This is a genomic window from Pseudocoprococcus catus, assembly GCF_019734885.1.
Lineage (GTDB): Bacteria > Bacillota > Clostridia > Lachnospirales > Lachnospiraceae > Coprococcus_A > Coprococcus_A catus.
Window position 1 is genome coordinate 20,040 of sequence record NZ_JAAXCM010000047.1, and the last position, 19,202, is coordinate 39,241.

The window sequence follows — 19,202 nt, forward strand, 5'->3', positions numbered from 1 at the left end:
TATGAAGGTCTTGAACTTTCATTAACATAATACAAGTCTAAGAAGCAGTATGGTTGCTGATCACATCGTATCAAAGGCCATACTGCTTTTTTACTATCTGCTTTCATAGAACAGGCCTTTGCGGGATGACGACAGGCCTGAATCATGGATACGGAGGCGTAAAGGTGAATAAAAAACTGAATGTGAAAGGTTTTTGTACGGATCTGGCCTATGATCTGGTTGGTTCCGTATTGTATGCAGCCGGTATTGTCTGCTTTGTTAATCCGGCGAATATGGCTCCGGGCGGGATGTCCGGTGTGGCCATTTTATTAAATTATCTTTGGGGACTGCCAATCGGTACCATGACCATTGTGCTGAACATCCCTCTGCTGATTTTGTCCTATATTTTCCTTGGCAAATCTCTGACATGGAAAACAGTGAAATCACTGGTGATCAGCAGTTTAATGGTGGATCTGGTCATGGCCAGATATGCACCGATTTATGCAGGTGACCGAATGATCGGCGGCGTTTTTGGCGGTGTACTGATGGGTGCCGGTCTGGCGATTATTTTCCTGCGGGGTTCCACAACCGGCGGTACGGATATTATTTCTTTCCTTGTGAAGAAGTGGTATCCTCATGTGCCTATCGGCCGAATGATCATGGTGGTGGACTGCATTATCATTGGTGTATCTGTCCTTGTATTCGGCAATCTGGAATCTGCCCTGTATGGTCTGATTTCCCTGTATTGCTGTTCTATGGTCATTGACAGTATTATTTATGGTCTGGACAAAGGCAGTATGGTGATGGTAGTTTCAGAGAAGAATAATGAAATCGCGGCACAGATCATGGATGAACTGGAACGCGGCGTTACCTTGCTGAAAGGCCAGGGAGCCTATACCGGTACGGACAGGGATGTGCTGATGTGTGCAGTACGCAAGCAGCAGTTTGCCAGAGTCCGTGCGATTATTTACGAGAAGGATCCGAATGCTTTTGTGATTGTCAGTGAAACCAGTGAAGTTTTGGGCGAGGGATTCAAACAAGTGTCCGGCTCATAAAGACAAATGTTTATTTGTCTTTAGCACGATGACAAAGTGAAGAGATATGACTGGAAACTGTTGACAAATGAAAGTCATAATAATAAAATTGAACGTAAAGCATGAGAGAAGGAGGATTTAAAATGAAAAAGTTAGTTAGTTTCATGTTAGTTGCTGCTATGGTAGCGGCAACATTAACTGGCTGCGGCAGTTCAGATAATGCAAAGTCAACTGAGGCAGCTGGCGAATCAAGTGCAGCTGCAGGTACAACATTTAAGATTGGTGGTATCGGCCCTGTGACAGGCGGTGCTGCTCTGTACGGTCTGGCAGTACAGCGTGGTGCGCAGATTGCTGTTGACGAGATCAACGCAGCAGGCGGTATCAATGGTACTCAGATTGAATTCAATTTCCAGGATGATGAAGCAGATGCTGAGAAGTCAGTTAACGCTTACAACTCCCTGAAAGACTGGGGTATGCAGATGCTGATGGGTACAGTAACAAGTACACCATGTGTTTCTGTAGCTGCTAAGACAGCAGAAGACAATATGTTCCAGTTAACACCATCCGGTTCATCCGTAGAATGTGTACAGAACGACAACGCATTCCGTGTATGTTTCTCTGACCCAGACCAGGGTAAGAAATCCGCACAGTACATCGGCGAACACAAACTGGCTACAAAGGTAGCAGTTATTTATGATAGCTCTGATACTTATTCAACAGGTATCTATGAATCTTTTAAGAGCGAAGCAGTTAATCAGGGTATCGAAGTTGTAGCAGAAGGTGCATTCACTGCTGATAACAAGACAGACTTCTCTGTTCCTCTTCAGCAGGCACAGGCAGCTGGTGCAGAACTTGTTTTCCTGCCAATCTACTATACAGAAGCTTCTCTGATCATTACACAGGCTAACAAGATGGGCTATGCACCACAGTTCTTTGGTTGTGACGGTCTTGACGGTCTGATCGGTGTTGAAAACTTCGACCAGTCTCTGGCAGAAGGCGTTATGCTTCTGACACCATTTGCAGCAGATGCTCAGGATGATCTGACACAGAAATTCGTTTCTGCATACAAGGACAAATACGGCGAAACACCTATTCAGTTCGCAGCTGATGCATACGATGCCATCTATGCCATCAAGCTTGCAGCTGAGAAAGAGAATGTGACACCTGATATGAGTGTTTCTGATATCTGCGAAGCTATGAAGAAAGGCATGACAGAGATCTCTCTTGAAGGTCTGACAGGTACAATCACATGGACAGCATCCGGTGAACCTGATAAGGAACCTAAGGCTGTTAAGATTGAAAATGGTGCTTACACAGCCATGGAATAATCGGTGTGTCTGACGCGATTGTACAATCGATTTAGATTTTACTAAAAGATAAAGGGGACAGGATTTTCCTGAGCGGGAATTGAAGTGGATTCCTGAAGGAAGATCTGTCCTCTTTTTTATCAGGTACATGGAGAATTACCGGACAGGCCGGACGGTCGGACTGGATACCGAACTGCGGTGGCAAGACATCATAGCATGGCTATAACTTCTGATTAGAGCTGATATCAGCAATAGATATAACCTGCATTTATGAGGCGGAAGTCAAGAGGTTGAATTCAGATTTTTCATGTGCTATACTTTTTGATAAGTATCTATAAAAATACAACAGAGAGGTGTTATTATGCAATTTATTTCTTATTTGATTAATGGCATCAGTCTGGGAAGTGTTTATGCGATTATTGCTCTGGGGTATACAATGGTATACGGCATTGCTAAGATGCTGAATTTTGCCCACGGTGATATCATCATGGTCGGCAGCTATGTGGTTTACATTGCTGTCAGCTCTCTTGGACTGAATCCGATTCTTTCGGTGGTTATATCAGCCATTGTCTGCCTTGTTCTGGGGGTTGTCATTGAAAAGGTGGCTTACAAGCCTCTGAGACATGCATCCAAACTGGCCGTATTGATTACTGCCATTGGTGTCAGCTATTTTCTTCAGAATGTAGCACTGCTGATATTTGGTGCCAATACGAAGTCCTTTACATCCGTTGTACCGGCGGTTTCTCTGAAACTGGGATCTCTGACAATCACAGCTGAGACAATTGTTACCATTGCAGCCTGTGTGATTATCATGATCTGTCTGACTTTATTTATCAATAAGACAAAGGCCGGACATGCCATGCAGGCTGTATCTGAAGATCAGGATGCGGCACAGCTCATGGGTATCAATGTCAATGCGACAATTTCCCTGACATTTGCTATTGGTTCAGCACTGGCTGCCGTTGCCGGTGTGCTCCTTTGTTCCGCATATCCGTCCTTGACACCTTATACAGGTGCCATGCCGGGTATCAAAGCCTTCGTTGCCGCTGTATTCGGCGGTATCGGCTCTATTCCGGGTGCGCTGATCGGCGGTATCCTTCTTGGTGTGATCGAGATCCTTTCCAAAGCCTATATTTCTTCACAGCTGTCAGATGCCATTGTATTCGGTGTCCTGATCGTTGTTCTGGTTGTGAAGCCGACAGGTATCCTTGGTAAGGTAATACAGGAGAAGGTGTAGGTGACAGTGATGAAGAAGAAATTGAACAAAACAACAAAGAGCAATCTGATTACATATGCAATGGTGGTCATTGTCTATATTATTGTACAGCTGCTTGTTTCAGGCGGAGCCGTTTCCAGTCTGATGAAAGGCCTGCTTGTGCCATTATGTGTTTATTCCATTCTGGCTGTTTCACTGAACTTAACAGTCGGTATTCTCGGTGAGCTGAGCCTTGGTCATGCAGGTTTCATGTGCATAGGTGCTTTTACAAGTGCGACATTCTCAAAGCTTACTAATGGTGTGATCCAGCCTGCAGGGTTCAGATTCTTCCTGGCAATTCTTGTGGGTGCGGTATTTGCAGGTATCTTTGGTCTTTTGATCGGTATTCCTGTTCTGAGACTGAAAGGCGATTACCTGGCCATCGTTACACTGGCTTTTGGGGAAATTATCAAGAATATTGTCAATGTTATTTATCTTGGCCGTGACAGTCATGGTATTCACTTTTCTATCAAAGATGCTGCCTCCCTTGGAATGGATGCGGACGGTGAGATGATCATCAAAGGCCCTCAGGGTATCACGGGTACACCGACGGATTCCACATTTACCATCGGTATTGTCCTGATTCTTGTGACATTATTCATCGTTTTGAATCTGGTTCATTCCAGATCCGGACGTGCGATTATGGCGATTCGTGATAACCGTATTGCAGCAGAATCTGTTGGTATTAATATCACAAAGTATAAGTTGATGGCATTTTCCATCTCAGCTGCACTGGCAGGCGTGGCAGGTGTGCTTTATGCCCACAATCTGTCCACGCTGACAGCTCTGCCGAAGAACTTTGGCTACAACATGTCTATCATGATTCTTGTATTTGTTGTTCTCGGTGGTATCGGCAATATCCGTGGTTCCATTATCGCTGCAGTTCTGCTGACAATGCTGCCTGAACTTTTACGAGGTCTGAACGACTTCCGTATGCTGATTTACGCTATTGTACTGATTGCGACAATGATTATTACGAACAATGAGAAGATCATGAATACAATCCGTCGTTTCCTGCCGAAGAAGCAGGCACAGCCGGTAAAGGAGGAGACGAAATAATGGCAATGCTTGAAGTGAAGAACTTAGGAATATCCTTTGGCGGTCTGCGTGCGGTAGACGGTCTGGATATGACAATCGAAAAGGGTGAGTTGTACGGATTGATCGGACCGAATGGCGCCGGCAAGACCACTGCTTTCAATATGCTGACAGGTGTCTACAAACCGACAGACGGCGTGATCAAGCTGGATGGTGAAGACATCACAGGCAAGAGTACTATTGAGATCAATAAGGCAGGTATCGCCCGTACATTCCAGAATATACGTCTCTTCTCGGAATTATCTGTTTTGGACAATGTCAAAGTCGGCCTGCACAATCATTACAAATATTCTACAATCGCAGGTATCTTAAGACTGCCTGCTTACCGTAAGGCAGAGAAGGAAATGGATGCGAAAGCCATGGAGCTTCTGAAGGTGTTTAATCTTCAGGATGAATGGGATTACAAAGCATCCAATCTTCCATATGGTAAACAGCGTAAGCTGGAGATTGCCCGTGCCCTTGCAACGGAACCGAAGCTTCTGCTTCTGGATGAACCGGCAGCCGGCATGAACCCGAATGAAACAGGAGAACTGATGGATACCATCCAGTTCGTATGCAAGAACTTTGATATGACGGTTCTTCTGATTGAACATGATATGAAGCTTGTATCCGGTATTTGCCAGAAACTGACAGTATTGAACTTCGGTCAGGTACTGGCTCAGGGCAAGACAAGTGATGTTTTAAATGACCCGAAGGTTATCAAAGCCTATCTGGGAGAATAAGGAGAGTAGTATCATGTCAATGTTAAAAGTCACAGATTTACAGGTATATTATGGTGTGATTCAGGCGTTGAAGGGCATCTCCTTTGAAGTTAATGAAGGAGAAGTTATCGCGTTGATCGGTGCCAATGGTGCCGGAAAGACAACCATCCTGCATACCGTTACCGGTCTGATCAATCAGAAAGCCGGCAAGATAGAATTTGAAGGCAAGGATATTTCCCATACACCGGCCTATAAGATTGTAGCAGAGGGCATGGCTCATGTGCCGGAGGGCAGAAGGGTCTTTGCAGAACTCTCTGTTTATGATAATCTAATGATGGGAGCCTATACACGCAAAGATAAGAAAGAAATCGCAGAGACACTGGCAATGGTTTACAAGCGTTTCCCGCGTCTTGAGGAACGTAAGAAACAGATGGCCGGTACATTGAGCGGTGGTGAGCAGCAGATGCTGGCTATGGGCCGTGCGCTGATGTCCAAGCCGAAGATTATCCTGATGGATGAGCCTTCCATGGGTCTTTCTCCGATTTTCGTTAATGAGATTTTTGATATCATCAAAGCTGTCAGTGCCAGCGGTACGACTGTTCTTCTGGTAGAACAGAATGCCAAGAAGGCACTTTCCATTGCTGACAGAGCTTACGTCCTTGAGACAGGCAAGATTATCCTTGAGGGCGATGCAAAGGTATTGATGAATGATGAGAGAGTCAAGAAAGCTTATTTAGGTGAATAGAGGCATCTCTGAAGGAGGGGTTTTATGGGCAGCAACAGAATCATTACAATTGCAAGACAGTACGGCAGCGGCGGCAAGACCGTTGGTCAGATGCTGGCCAAAGATCTGGGCATCGACTGTTATGACCGTGAGATCTTGCGTATGGCTTCTGATGACAGTGGTCTGAATCTGCAGATGTTCGGTAATCCGGATGAACGCCGCAGAAACACATTTCTGACCCGGGCCATCAAGAAAGTCTACAAAGGTGAAGTGATTCCGCCGGATAGTGATGATTTTGCATCATCTGACAATCTTTTCAACTATCAGGCAAAGATTCTGAAAGAACTTGCAGAACAGGAATCTTATGTTGTCATCGGGCGATGTGCGGATTTCATTCTGAGAGACAATCCGAATGTTGTCAGCGTCTTCATCCATGCACCATTTGATTATTGCGTAGAGCGTGGCCTTGAGAAACAGAGTATGACAAGGGCGCAGATGGAGAAATACATCCAGAAGACAGACAAGCAGAAGGGCGATTACTACATGTATCACACAGGCCAGCACTGGTCCGATGCACGTAACTACGACCTCTGTCTGGACAGCAGCAAGCTGGGCTTCGCGGGATGCGTAGAGGCGATCAAGGCTTATATGGCGGTTCGCTTTAAAGAAGATTAAAAGATAAACAGGCTGGATACTAGAAAAGCAACACTGTGAATTTGTTCATGGTGTTGCTTTTTTCATAGAAAAGACAGTGTTACTGTGATCTAAATAAACAAAAAAAATATAGGATACCATAAAAAATTCATAAGTAATCCAAAAATTTTCTATTGATTATTCGAATAGGGTTCATTATAATAAAAATATCTATTAAGTTTAAGTCATTTTTGATGCAAACTAAACAAATTGGAGGAGTAAAAATGAAAAAAAGAAGAGTATTGGCGGGCATGATGGCATTAACAATGGCATTATCACTGGCAGGCTGCGGTGGCGGTTCAAGTTCATCCAGCTCTAACAGCGGTTCTGCAGAAAGCACAGCAGCAACAGCAGCTACAAACAAAGACAAACCACTTTGCTGGTTTAACCGTCAGCCATCTAACAGCTCAACAGGTGAGCTGGATAAGGATGCGCTGAATTTCAACAAAGACACATATTATGTTGGTTTCGATGCTAACCAGGGTGCTGAATTACAGGGACAGATGGTTGTAGATTACATCAAAGCAAACGCTGACAAGATTGATAGAAATGGTGACGGCGTGATCGGATATGTTCTTGCAATCGGTGATATCGGTCATAATGACTCTATCGCTCGTACACGTGGCGTTCGTACTGCTCTTGGTACAGGCGTTGGCGAAGCAGGCAATGTTGACTCTTCACCAGCTGGTACAAACGTAGACGGTAGCTCAAAGGTTGTTCAGGACGCTCAGCTTGAAGTAGATGGCAAGACATTCACAATCCGTGAGCTTGCTTCTCAGGAAATGAAGAACTCAGCTGGTGCAACATGGGATGCAGCAACAGCTGGTAACGCGATCAATACATGGACAGCTTCTTTTGGTGATCAGATCGATATCGTTGTTTCTAACAATGACGGTATGGGTATGTCAATGTTCAATGCATGGGCAAAAGACAACAGCGTTCCTACATTCGGATATGATGCAAACAGTGATGCTGTAGCAGCAATCGCTGAAGGTTACGGCGGTACAATTTCTCAGCATGCAGACGTTCAGGCTTATCTTACACTGAGAGTTCTTCGTAACGCACTTGACGGTGTTGATATCGATACAGGTATCGGTACAGCAGATGAAGCAGGCAACTGCTTAGTAGAAGGCGAAGATTACAGATACAGCGAAGAAGACAGATCTTACTACGCATTAAACATTGCTGTAACAGCTGATAACTATACAGAATTTGCAGATTCAACAAAGATCTATGATAAAGTTGCGAACCAGCTGGATGCAACAAAGAGTCCTGAAAAGAAAGTTTGGCTGAATATCTACAATGCATCAGATAACTTCCTGAGCTCTACATATCAGCCACTTCTTGAAAACTATGATGATCTTCTTAACCTGAAGGTTGATTACATCGGTGGAGATGGACAGACAGAATCCAACATCACAAACCGTCTGGGTAACCCAAGCGAATATGACGCATTTGCAATCAACATGGTTAAAACAGATAACGCAGCATCATATACAGAACTTCTCTCAAAGTAAGAGATCGGTAAATGTTAGATTAAATTGATGGAAACAGAGGGGTGTCAGTGATGATACCCTTCTTTCTCTCTTAGAAAAGGAAATGGGCTATGACAGAGGATAAGAATAAATACATCTTATCGATTAGTGGCATGAGTAAATCATTCGGCAGAAATAAAGTTCTGAAACATATTGACCTGAATGTCAAACCTGGAACCATTATGGGTTTAATGGGTGAAAATGGTGCCGGAAAATCGACAATGATGAAATGTCTCTTTGGAACATATCAGAAAGATGAGGGGACAATTATATTAGACGGCAGAGAAGTGGATTTCTCGGGACCGAAAGATGCACTGGAAAACGGCGTGGCAATGGTTCACCAGGAATTAAACCAGTGTCTGGAAAGAAGTGTTGTGGATAATTTGTTTCTTGGACGTTATCCAAAGAATTCGTTAGGTATTGTCGACGAAGGAAGAATGAAAAAAGAAACAGCGAATTTATTCCGACAGCTTGGCATTACAGTTGATCTGACGCAGCCGATGAAGAAAATGTCTGTGTCACAGCGTCAGATGTGTGAGATTGCAAAGGCAATTTCTTACCATTCAAAGGTGATCGTATTGGATGAGCCAACATCCTCGCTGACTGCACCGGAAGTAGAGAAGCTCTTCAAGATGATGCGTCAGTTGAAAGCACAGGGTATTTCACTGATTTACATTTCACATAAGATGGATGAGATTTTTGAAATCTGTGATGAGATTTCCGTACTTCGAGATGGAAGTCTGGTTATGACGAAAGACAGCAAAGATACAGATATGAACGAACTGATTTCAGCGATGGTTGGTCGTTCACTGGATAACAGATTTCCACCTGTTGATAATGAACCTGGAGAAACAGTTCTCACTGTACAAAATCTTTCAACAAAATTTGCACCGAAAATTCAGAATATATCTTTTGATATCCGAAAGGGTGAAATTTTCGGATTTTATGGTCTGGTTGGTGCCGGACGTACAGAATTATTAGAAACAATCTTCGGTATGCGTACAAGAGCAGAGGGAAATGTCATTTACAATGGCAAGATCATGAATTTCTCCTCTCCAAAGGATGCGATGGATCATGGATTTGCGCTGATCACAGAGGAAAGAAAGGCGAACGGTCTTTTCCTCAAAGGGGACATTACGTTTAATACAACGATTGCCAACATGAGTCATTATGTCCATGGTATTGCACTGTCTCAGGACGAAATGGTGCGTGCAACCTCTGAGAAGATTAAAATCATGCATACAAAATGTATGGGACCGGATGATATGATTTCCAGTCTTTCCGGTGGTAATCAGCAGAAAGTCATTTTTGGTAAGTGGCTGGAACGTTCACCGAGCGTATTTATGATGGATGACCCAACGCGAGGCATTGACGTCGGTGCAAAATATGAAATTTACGAGCTGATCATCAACATGGCAAAACAGGGCAAGACGATTATCGTTGTTTCTTCTGAGATGCCTGAAATCCTTGGTATTACAAACCGTATTGGTGTTATGTCCAACGGCCGTCTCGCGGGCATTGTCAATACAAAAGAAACAGATCAGGAAGAATTGTTGAGACTCAGCGCGATGTATTTGTAAGAGAGAGGAGTATAGAATATGGCAGATCAAACGTTGATTCTTTCGGTTGATGAAGAAGCAAAGCTTTTGCAGCCGATTGACGAATATGTTGGAAAGATTCAAGAGCAGATCGACGCACTTCGCGTGGAAGGCTCTGATAGAGTCAATAGTTTAAAAAATCAAATTGCAATCGCAAAAGAGGATAAGAACTTATCCAAAGAAGAGCAGACAAAGATTATCGAAGAATGCAAGAAAGAGCTTGAGAAGGCCAAGAGTGTGGAAAATACAAATAAACCGCAGATTTCCAAGCTGATTGCAGACGCAGAGGGATATCTTTCTCAGCATTATAAGAAAGAGTATTATGATGTTGTTGCTCAGAGCTGCAAGGCTGAAAAAGAGGCAGAAAAGAGCAAGTATGAGAAGGTTAAGGCAGAGCTTCAGGCAGAGCATCAGGCAAAACTGAGCGGCTTGAAGGATGCTGAAGAAATTAAAGCAGAAAAATATACACATAAGAATAAATTATTTGATGCACAGATGGCATATGAATCCAAAATTCAGGAAATCAAAGACAGAAGACATGATGCATATATGCATAAGTATCATCTGATCGATCTTCTGAGAATGTCCAAATTTACATTTGCACAGAAGAAAGCACAGAGTCTTGAAAATTACAAGTATTCATTTAATCTGGCGCAGTTCCTTTACAGAAACGGTCTGTATATTGTCATTATCATGATTTTCGTTGCACTGTGTATCATTACACCGCTGGTTAAGAACACACAACTTCTGACCGTGACAAATATCCTGAATATTTTACAGCAGGCTTCACCGCGAATGTTCCTTGCACTTGGTGTTGCCGGCCTGATCCTTTTGACCGGCACTGACCTTTCTGTTGGCCGTATGGTTGGTATGGGTATGGTAACTGCAACTATCATCATGCATAAGGGGATCAATACAGGTGGTGTATTTGGACACGTTTTTGATTTCTCAGGTATTGCACCGGTGCCAAGAGCACTGCTGGCATTGCTTGTATGTGTCGTGCTGACAACGGCCTTTGCGATGGTTGCCGGATTCTTCATGGCGAAATTTAAGATGCATCCATTCATTTCAACAATGGCGAACATGCTGATTATCTTCGGTCTTGTTACGTATGCGACAAAGGGTGTATCATTTGGTGCGATCGATTCAGTGATTCCAAATACATTTATTCCACAGATCGGCAAATTCCCAACCATTATTCTGTGGGCAATCGCTGCAATTGCAGTTGTATGGTTCATCTGGAACAAAACTGTTTTCGGCAAGAACCTCTATGCTGTTGGCGGAAATCCGGAAGCAGCTGCTGTATCCGGTATTTCTGTTTTCAAAGTCACAATGGGTGCTTTCATCCTTGCAGGTATTCTTTACGGATTTGGTTCCTGGTTAGAATGTAACCGAATGATCGGTTCCGGTAGTGCGGCTTATGGACAGGGATGGGATATGGATGCCATTGCAGCCTGCGTTGTAGGTGGTGTATCATTTACCGGTGGTATCGGTAAGATTTCCGGTGTTGTAACGGGTGTACTGATTTTCACATCATTGACATATTCCCTTACAATTCTTGGTATTGATACAAACCTTCAGTTCATCTTTGAAGGTATTATCATTCTTGCGGCAGTTACACTTGACTGTCTGAAATATGTTCAGAAGAAATAATTACTAAAGAATGAAAACCGTTCTGTTTGCCGTTATGGCGGGTGGAACGGTTTTCGTGCGTTTAATTTACGCGAGCAACGAGCCAAAGTCAGTGCTTGCACGAAACCTTGGCGACTGCCGCGATAACTTGAGAAACTCGCGGAGCGTGTTTCTCATAGTTTGTAAACAGTATTCGCTTTAAAAAGGAATTTTTGCTATAATAACACTATCAGAAAAACATTTTATATGTGTGAAAAAAATCTTGAACAGAGGGGAATTAGGATGGAACAATATAAAGTCATTCTGGTAGATGATGAAGCAGAAGTTATCGACATAATGGAAGCGAAAATCCGATGGAGTGAACTTGGATTTGAAGTTGTGGGGAGTGCGAAAAATGGCGTCAAGGCACTTGAACTGGTAGAAAAGCTGCAGCCGGATGTTGTCCTGACAGATATCAGAATGCCCTATATGGATGGGCTGGAACTGTCAAGGAAACTGAATCAGGATTATCCGAATATTTATATTATCCTCTGTACAGGCTTTGATGAGTTTGAGTATGCGAAGGAAGCAGTACATCTGGATATAAAGGAATATCTGTTGAAGCCGATCAGTGCGGCGGAATTGTCAGAAAGTCTGATGAGACTGAAGGAGAATCTTGATAAGGAACGCGAAGAGAAACTGAATGTCAGGAAGCTGGAGAATTATTTTCAGGAATCACTGCCGGCGCTGCAGTCGAATTTATTTATCTCTTTAATGGAGGGCAGAGTCAGTGAAGAAGACTATGCAAGATTTTCGGCAGCGTATCAGGTCAACATGAAAGGTCCGCTTTTTTGCTGCATTGTATTTCATACTTCGGAAAACCATGTGCCGGAGGGAATGAATCCGCTGCTGTTGTCCATGTCTGTGGAGAGAGAGATCAGACAGCGACTGGTTGAAAAATGGCACTGCAAGGAGTTTCTGTATCTTGGGAATACCGTATTGATTATGGAGATGGGGTCAGAGGAACAGATGGTTCCGATTACGGATGAATGTGACCGTTTCTGCAGATGGGCCTACCGCGTAATGGGTGCAGTTGTCACAGCCGGAATTGGTACAGTCTGCGACAACCTGTTCAATATCAACCTGTCCTACGAGGGGGCAAGGGAGGCGGTTTCTTACCGTGTCTTATATGGTACGCAGCGTGCCATCAATATCAGGGAGATTGTGCCAAAAGAACAGGCGACGTTAAGTCTGTTGGAAGAAGGGCGGATGCATGACCTTTTTCGGGCGATTCGAGTCGGAAATCCGGAGAAGATTGAAGAAGCTGTGCAAAAAGAAATCCAGAAGATACATAAGCATACGGTGACCATTGGTCAGTATCATCTGGCAGCAATGGAAACGGTCAGTAATTTTTATAAATTCTGTGCGAACAATTCTCTTGATTTCAATGAGATCGCGGGGAATGTTCCGAATCTCTACGAAAAAGTGCCGCAGATGGATGAAAGCTCATTGACTTCATGGATGAACGAGATGGCCCGGATGATCAGCGAGGAATTAAAAACCGCGAGAAACAGCACGTCGCACCGTCTTGTGACGGAGGCGCAGCTGCTTGTCAGAGAGAAGTATATGGACGCATCCATATCGCTGGATGTGGTCTGCTCTATTCTCGGTGTATCGAACTCATATTTTTCTTCCGTATTCAAAAAGGAAACAGGCAAATCGTTTATTTCCTATTTGACAGATTACCGAATGGATATTGCGGAGGAACTCATTTTAAGCGGAGAGACCAAAAGCTATAAAGTGGCAGAAAAAGTAGGCTATCTGGATGCAAACTATTTCAGTTATGTTTTTAAAAAGAGATTTGGTGTATCCCCTTCGAAATATCGCGCCAGAAATTTGCAGAAAGAAAGTGAATCCTGAACAGAATAGAAACTGAGAAGATGAGATGAAGACAAAAGAGGATAAAAAAAGATTTCACAAAGGAGAATTCAGTATACAGTCAATCATTATGTCGGTGCTGTCAGCAGTGACAATTGTGACGATTGTGATTATGGGCTTTCTGCTTTATCATCGGTTCAGGCAGACGATGGATAAAACAGCGGTCTCGGATACAGAGGCCACAGTAGAGAGCACGGTGGAACGGATCAACCTGGCTTTTTTAGATATCCGCCATATTTTCAATGCAGCCAATTACAACGTGATTCAGGAATTTGATATTTCTAGTCAGGAATTTGGCAAACAGTTCAGCCTGCTGTATGAGATCAATTCGGACAAAATTCAGAGTATTGCATTGTATGGCAAAGATGGAAAGCTGATCGCTTCGGAGCCAGTGGCGATGGAAAAGAACAATGCCGATGTCACAAGCCAGAGCTGGTATTGCAATGCGGAAAGCGATATAGAGAATATTCAGTTTTCGCTTCCACACACGCAGAACCTGTTTCGGGATGGATCCTTTCGGTTTTATCGGGTGATCTCCCTGAGCCGCTCGGTCGATATCAATGATGGCGAGAGACCGGGAAGCGGTGTCCTTTTAGTGGACATAAAATGTTCGGTGATTGAGGATGTGCTGCGGCAGATTAATGATTCTTCGGATGGTGTTTACTATTATGTGTGTAATCGAGATGGTGAGATGATTTACCATCCAAGACAATCAGAGCTGAGCAGGGGATTATTTGCCGAGGACAGCAGCCCGGCGGCAGGATATGAAGATGGTGTGTATGAGATGCCATCAGGCGGCAGCACAGAGCAGGTTATTGTAGGCAGTATTGCGTATACCGGCTGGAAGTTAATCGGGGTTATACCTCAAAACCGGCAGACGACAAGCAACGATGACTTGAAATATTATATTTTTATCACGATTATTGTTCTGCTGATGATGCTGCTTGGCGGCAACAGAATTATTTCTAAAAAGATATCCAAACCGATCCGGGCACTGGATGAGTCAGTAAAAGCCTATGAGGCCGGCGGAAAGCCGGATATTTATATTGGCGGTTCCACAGAGATCCGGCATCTGGGCCATTCTGTTCAGAAATCCTATGAGCAGATTGAAGAACTGATGGATGAGATCATCCGACAGCAGAATGAACGAAGAAAAAGTGAGCTGGCAGTACTGCAGAATCAGATTAACCCGCATTTTCTGTATAATACACTGGAATCGATTACGTGGATGGTCGAAGCCCGGAAAAATGACGAGGCTGTATTGATGATCACTGAGCTGGCAAAGCTTCTTCGCGTCAGTCTGTCAAAAGGAAAGACGATCATACCGATTGCGGATGAACTTCAGCATAGCAGAAGCTATATGAATATTCAGCGCGCACGTTACAAGGACAGTTTTAAAACAGAATTTCAGATTGACGATGAAATCAAAGACTACTGCATTGTTAAACTTGTCATTCAGCCGATTCTGGAGAATGCGATCTATTATGGCGTTGGTCATATGGATGAAGATGATGATGGAAAAATCATCGTGAGAGGAGAAAAGAAGGGAGAGGATATTTATATCAGTATTGAGGATAATGGGATGGGGATGCCGGAGGATGTTCTGCAGAACCTTCTGACGGACACCAACAAGGTGTCTAAGCATGGCTCCGGTGTAGGTGTGATCAATGTGCATTCCAGAATCAGACTGATGTTTGGTGAAAAGTATGGTCTTTCTGTAGAAAGTGAGCCGGATGAGGGGACAAGAGTCGTTATTCATATTCCGGCAATTCCTTATACGAGGGAGAATGCGGAGCAGCTCGAAAAACAACCATGCAGGCAGTGGAGGAAAGAGGATGAGAAAAAATAAAATAACTTTTCTTGTGATGGAGCTTTTACTGTTGATACTGGCATTGTTTTTTGTATGGAAAATCTTTAATCAGAATGTGCCGGAGAAAAGGGTGGCCGTTGTACTGCCGGAAGCCGGGGATAATCGATGGGATGCACTGATCAAAGGAATGAAGCAGTCTGCCAAAAACAACCATATCCATCTGATTATCTGTAATACAGATGAGATGGAAAGCGCAGAGGTCGAGCAGGAGATTATCCAGGAACAAAGAAACAATCAGATTGATGCCTTTCTTGTGTGGCCTGCATCCGGCAGTGAGACGGAAGAAATGCTGAAAAATGAATGTGCCGATGTTCCGGTGATCTTAATTGTGGAGAATGTATACAACGAAGATGAACAGGAATTTTCGACATTTTCTGAGATCGGTCCGGACTATTATGAGATGGGCGCGTTGCTGGCCAGAGAGTTGGGGGAGGATGCCTCGAAAATCGGAATAGTTGCCGGACGGGAGGAATCGGAAGCAAGTACGAGTGCTGTGCGGGGATTTTCTGATACGCTGGAACAGATGAAGGGTGAGATTGCATGGTGCTATTATCAGGAAGAGGATTGCAATGTGCTGGATGAGATCAGGGCGAGAGCGCCGGTGGATCATCTGGTCGTACTGGATTCGAGGACGCTCGACAGAATTGGAGAGCAGGCAGACAATGGCGAGCTGAAGAATATCAGGATTTTTGGCATCGGATACAGTGTCAAATCGATTGCGATGCTGGATTATGGGAAAATAGACGGGCTTGTGGCACCGGACGGATATGAGATTGGCTATAAAAGTGTAGAAGAAATGGCAAAGAAGCTGCAGCACAGGTTCTATAAAACAAAAAGCGTAAAGACAACAATCAAAATGATTCGAAGCGACGATCTGTTTCAGGATGAAGACATAGAAAGGTTTTTGTATTCTTATGAATAAAAGGGATAGAAAGAAATGGAGGACACTGGCGGTGATGATTTTGCTGATCTTCACATGCTCCGGCTGCGGGAACAGACATCCGGAGATGAAGGAAGCGCTGCATGTCGGTGTTGTGACGTATACACAGGGTGATCCATTTATCAATGCGATGACGGACAAGCTGAAGGAAAACTTAAAATCCATGGAAACAGAAGACATGAAAATTATTGTGTCTGTAAAAAATGGCAAGGACGATCAGCAGGCCCAGAATGAAACGGTGGAGGAGATGATCGATGCCGGATGTGATGTGCTTTGCATCAATCTGGTTGACAGAACCGTGCCGTCGCGAATTATCAAGCTTGCAAAGCAGAATCATATTCCTGTCATTTTTTTCAACCGGGAGCCGGTACGCGAGGATCTGCTTCAATGGGAAGAACTGTATTATGTCGGTTGTGATGCAGAGCAGTCCGGCATTATGGAGGGAGAGATTGCAGCAGACTATATTAAGGATCATCCGGAAGTCGATAAGAATCAGGACGGCAAAATTCAATATGTGCTGCTGGAAGGTGAGGCTGGACATCAGGATACAATCAGCCGAACGGATTATTCGGTGAAGACACTGATTGAAGAGGGCGTGCAGCTGGAAAAGCTGAGCTATCAGTTTGCGGACTGGAACAGAGGGCAGGCAGAAAACAGAATGACACGTTTGATCAGTCAGTATGAAGACGGTATTGAGCTTGTAATTTCTAATAATGATGAAATGGCACTTGGCGCTGTGGAAGCGTATCGAAAGTCGGAATACGTGCCTTCAAAATGGCCGGTTATCTTTGGTATCGACGGCCTGGACAGTGCGCTGGAAGCTGTGAAATCCGGAGAGATGCAGGGAACCGTCTACAATGACAAAGAAGAACAGGCACTTGAGATGGCCAGGCTTTCGCTGGAAATCTTCCGTGGAGAAAATGTCTACAGGAACCAGTTAAAAGAAGGAAGATATTATGTGTCACAGTATCAGCGGGTAGACAGCAGCAATGTGGATGATTTTTTAAAACATTAAAGAATAAATGAGGATCATATCAATGGAACAAACGTGGATAGAACTGTTTTATCAGGAAACAGATGCCGGAAAGAGGCAGGCGCTTTTAGCGCAGAATTCGGAAAAAGACAATGAAGCGGCGGCTTTGTTTCGGGAAAAACTATGGATTGCCAGGTATGGAAAGAGAAGTCCGAAGAAAGATATATTTGTCGGTTGTCTTATGGAACTGAAGTATCTGTCGGAAGGGTCGGCTATCGATTTTGGCGGCAAAAAAAGAAGGCAGGCAGCACAGATCGTCAACATGCTGTGTTTGTCCGGCATCAGTGAACAGCCGGAAGAATGCCGGGAAATACTGTTATCTGAACTGAAAAATGTTTTTTTAAGTTTTATGAAGATCAGCAGGGAAGGGCGTGGATTTACGTCGCTGGTCTTCGGCATGGGCCAATTATCGGAGGAAGGTGTCACAAGAAAGATTGCGGAGCAAATCAGTGCGATTGCATTTCGGACACCGCATTTCCTTCATATGGATAAAGAATTTGCACTTTTGCAGGAAGCGGCACTGCTGGCTTTTCGCCAGGAGTACCCAAACAGAGAACATTTTTTGAAAAAATAAAAAGGAGTGGGGATATTTTGAAAAACTGGAATGATATTTATCAGAGCGTAAAAACCGGGGAGATGGATGAAAAATTGAAAATGATGGGCTGCGAGGACATGGCGGCCGGAAGAGACAGAGCGGTACATGTGCTTGAAAGCTTCAAAGAATGCTTTGGCACAAAGGAGGATACGCCGGTGATGCTGTGCTCAGCGCCTGGTCGAACAGAGATCTGCGGTAATCATACCGATCACCAGCATGGACATGTGCTGGCGGCAGCAGTCAATCTTGATTTTCTCGCCTGCGTTGCGTTAAACGGCACACAGACCGTGCGTTTTCAGTCAGAAGGCTGGCCGATGACAACGGTTGACCTGTCTGATCTCAAAGTGCAGGAAGCAGAAAAGGAAACAACCGCATCACTGGTTCGCGGTGTGCTAGCTCAGCTGGCGCAGGGCGGCTATGAGGTGGCCGGTTTTGATATGTATGCTGTTTCAAGTGTTCTTCCGGGATCCGGACTTTCCTCGTCAGCAGCCTGTGAGGTGCTTCTTGGCACAGCCGGTAATCATTTATTCTGTGGGGATGCATATGATGCAGTGACGATTGCCAGAATTGGTCAGAAGGCAGAGAATATTTATTTTGGAAAACCAAGTGGATTAATGGATCAGACTGCTTCCTCAGTGGGAGATACAGTGGCGATTGATTTTGCAAATCCGGAGGCACCGGTTGTCAGACCGATTGAAGCCAATCTGGAAGGTCTTGGGCTGGCACTGTGCATCATTGATTGTGGTGCGGATCATGCCGCTTTAACCGGAGAATACGCGTCCATTCCACAGGAAATGTGTCAGGTAGCTGCTTATTTCGGGAAAAAAGTGCTGCGTGAAGTAAATGAAGCGGATGTACTGGCTAATCTCCCTGCACTGCGCCAGAAAGTCGGTGACAGAGCGGTACTCAGAGCACTGCATTTTTATGCGGACGATCAGAGAGCAGTGGAAGAAGCCGATGCACTGGCAAGTGGAGAAAAAGAAATATTTTTGAATCTTGTAAAAGAATCCGGACGTTCTTCATGGGAGCTTTTACAGAATATTACGCCGGCTGCAGCTGTGGCCCATCAGGATATGGCCATTGCGCTGACTGTCGCAGAAAAAGCGCTGAATGGAGAAGGGGCCTGCCGCGTTCACGGTGGTGGTTTTGCCGGAACAATCCAGGCATTTGTTCCGCTTGAAAAAGTAAGTGCGTTCAAGAAAACAGTAGAAAGTATGCTCGGAGAGGGATGCTGTCATGTACTGAGTATCCGTCCTGCAGGCGGCATTGTGCTTGAATAATTGATGGAGGAATG

At 44.4% G+C, this 19,202-nt stretch carries 16 protein-coding genes; all 16 read left to right on the top strand.

The annotated features are described in order from the left end of the window. Window positions 1-164 precede the first annotated feature (164 nt). The 16 genes from HED67_RS13010 (at window position 165) to HED67_RS13085 (ending at window position 19,188) form a co-directional block, all read left to right on the top strand. Window positions 165-1,034: a YitT family protein gene (locus tag HED67_RS13010; RefSeq protein ID WP_260702733.1), complete on the top strand. Its 870-nt coding sequence runs from the start codon at window positions 165-167 to the stop codon at window positions 1,032-1,034. Between the two features lie 122 nt (window positions 1,035-1,156). Next, window positions 1,157-2,341: an ABC transporter substrate-binding protein gene (locus tag HED67_RS13015; protein ID WP_221718565.1), complete on the top strand. Its 1,185-nt coding sequence runs from the start codon at window positions 1,157-1,159 to the stop codon at window positions 2,339-2,341. Between the two features lie 340 nt (window positions 2,342-2,681). Then, the gene (locus tag HED67_RS13020) at window positions 2,682-3,557 is read left to right on the top strand and encodes a branched-chain amino acid ABC transporter permease (RefSeq protein ID WP_221718566.1); all 876 of its coding nucleotides are present in this window, start codon (window positions 2,682-2,684) and stop codon (window positions 3,555-3,557) included. Between the two features lie 9 nt (window positions 3,558-3,566). After that, a complete protein-coding gene (locus HED67_RS13025; RefSeq protein WP_117541229.1) occupies window positions 3,567-4,634 on the top strand; it encodes a branched-chain amino acid ABC transporter permease in 1,068 nt (355 codons plus the stop codon). Further along, the gene (locus HED67_RS13030; protein WP_117541146.1) at window positions 4,634-5,392 is read left to right on the top strand and encodes an ABC transporter ATP-binding protein; all 759 of its coding nucleotides are present in this window, start codon (window positions 4,634-4,636) and stop codon (window positions 5,390-5,392) included. Before HED67_RS13025 ends, HED67_RS13030 begins: the two co-directional genes overlap by 1 nt. Before the next feature lie 13 nt (window positions 5,393-5,405). Beyond that, window positions 5,406-6,116, top strand: a complete 711-nt coding sequence (locus HED67_RS13035) for an ABC transporter ATP-binding protein (protein WP_117528225.1) — start codon at window positions 5,406-5,408, stop codon at window positions 6,114-6,116. A 24-nt stretch (window positions 6,117-6,140) separates the two neighbouring features. Beyond that, window positions 6,141-6,770, top strand: coding sequence for a cytidylate kinase-like family protein (locus HED67_RS13040; RefSeq protein ID WP_221718567.1), 630 nt, complete (start codon window positions 6,141-6,143; stop codon window positions 6,768-6,770). A gap of 242 nt (window positions 6,771-7,012) precedes the next feature. Next, window positions 7,013-8,305, top strand: a complete 1,293-nt coding sequence (locus HED67_RS13045) for a substrate-binding domain-containing protein (RefSeq protein WP_221718568.1) — start codon at window positions 7,013-7,015, stop codon at window positions 8,303-8,305. Window positions 8,306-8,394: 89 nt separating this feature from the next. After that, on the top strand, window positions 8,395-9,903 hold the full coding sequence (locus tag HED67_RS13050; RefSeq protein ID WP_221718569.1) for a sugar ABC transporter ATP-binding protein: 1,509 nt from the start codon (window positions 8,395-8,397) through the stop codon (window positions 9,901-9,903). A gap of 18 nt (window positions 9,904-9,921) precedes the next feature. Next, on the top strand, window positions 9,922-11,574 hold the full coding sequence (locus HED67_RS13055; protein ID WP_221718570.1) for a galactose/methyl galactoside ABC transporter permease MglC: 1,653 nt from the start codon (window positions 9,922-9,924) through the stop codon (window positions 11,572-11,574). A gap of 261 nt (window positions 11,575-11,835) precedes the next feature. Next, the gene (locus tag HED67_RS13060) at window positions 11,836-13,452 is read left to right on the top strand and encodes a response regulator (RefSeq protein ID WP_178438414.1); all 1,617 of its coding nucleotides are present in this window, start codon (window positions 11,836-11,838) and stop codon (window positions 13,450-13,452) included. Between the two features lie 25 nt (window positions 13,453-13,477). Further along, window positions 13,478-15,319 carry a cache domain-containing sensor histidine kinase gene (locus tag HED67_RS13065; RefSeq protein WP_178438417.1) on the top strand — a complete coding sequence of 614 codons (1,842 nt, stop codon included), beginning with the start codon at window positions 13,478-13,480 and terminating at the stop codon, window positions 15,317-15,319. Further along, window positions 15,306-16,262 (top strand): substrate-binding domain-containing protein, encoded by a 957-nt coding sequence (locus HED67_RS13070; RefSeq protein WP_221718571.1) that lies wholly within the window; start codon window positions 15,306-15,308, stop codon window positions 16,260-16,262. The genes HED67_RS13065 and HED67_RS13070 overlap by 14 nt, the downstream gene beginning before the upstream one ends. Beyond that, window positions 16,255-17,295 (top strand): galactose ABC transporter substrate-binding protein, encoded by a 1,041-nt coding sequence (locus HED67_RS13075; RefSeq protein WP_221718572.1) that lies wholly within the window; start codon window positions 16,255-16,257, stop codon window positions 17,293-17,295. Before HED67_RS13070 ends, HED67_RS13075 begins: the two co-directional genes overlap by 8 nt. Before the next feature lie 22 nt (window positions 17,296-17,317). After that, entirely contained in the window at window positions 17,318-17,887 is a 570-nt protein-coding gene (locus HED67_RS13080; protein WP_221718573.1) for a DUF6553 family protein, read from the top strand. Between the two features lie 17 nt (window positions 17,888-17,904). Further along, window positions 17,905-19,188 (top strand): galactokinase, encoded by a 1,284-nt coding sequence (locus HED67_RS13085; protein WP_221718574.1) that lies wholly within the window; start codon window positions 17,905-17,907, stop codon window positions 19,186-19,188. Window positions 19,189-19,202: the final 14 nt, after the last annotated feature.

Coding starts and splice junctions, on each gene's coding strand:
- HED67_RS13075 (WP_221718572.1), top strand. CDS start 16,255: ATGAATAAAAGGGATAGAAAGAAATGGAGGACACTGGCGGTGATGATT.
- HED67_RS13045 (WP_221718568.1), top strand. CDS start 7,013: ATGAAAAAAAGAAGAGTATTGGCGGGCATGATGGCATTAACAATGGCA.
- HED67_RS13035 (WP_117528225.1), top strand. CDS start 5,406: ATGTCAATGTTAAAAGTCACAGATTTACAGGTATATTATGGTGTGATT.
- HED67_RS13055 (WP_221718570.1), top strand. CDS start 9,922: ATGGCAGATCAAACGTTGATTCTTTCGGTTGATGAAGAAGCAAAGCTT.
- HED67_RS13020 (WP_221718566.1), top strand. CDS start 2,682: ATGCAATTTATTTCTTATTTGATTAATGGCATCAGTCTGGGAAGTGTT.
- HED67_RS13070 (WP_221718571.1), top strand. CDS start 15,306: ATGAGAAAAAATAAAATAACTTTTCTTGTGATGGAGCTTTTACTGTTG.
- HED67_RS13040 (WP_221718567.1), top strand. CDS start 6,141: ATGGGCAGCAACAGAATCATTACAATTGCAAGACAGTACGGCAGCGGC.
- HED67_RS13030 (WP_117541146.1), top strand. CDS start 4,634: ATGGCAATGCTTGAAGTGAAGAACTTAGGAATATCCTTTGGCGGTCTG.
- HED67_RS13065 (WP_178438417.1), top strand. CDS start 13,478: ATGAAGACAAAAGAGGATAAAAAAAGATTTCACAAAGGAGAATTCAGT.
- HED67_RS13060 (WP_178438414.1), top strand. CDS start 11,836: ATGGAACAATATAAAGTCATTCTGGTAGATGATGAAGCAGAAGTTATC.
- HED67_RS13050 (WP_221718569.1), top strand. CDS start 8,395: ATGACAGAGGATAAGAATAAATACATCTTATCGATTAGTGGCATGAGT.
- HED67_RS13025 (WP_117541229.1), top strand. CDS start 3,567: ATGAAGAAGAAATTGAACAAAACAACAAAGAGCAATCTGATTACATAT.
- HED67_RS13080 (WP_221718573.1), top strand. CDS start 17,318: ATGGAACAAACGTGGATAGAACTGTTTTATCAGGAAACAGATGCCGGA.
- HED67_RS13015 (WP_221718565.1), top strand. CDS start 1,157: ATGAAAAAGTTAGTTAGTTTCATGTTAGTTGCTGCTATGGTAGCGGCA.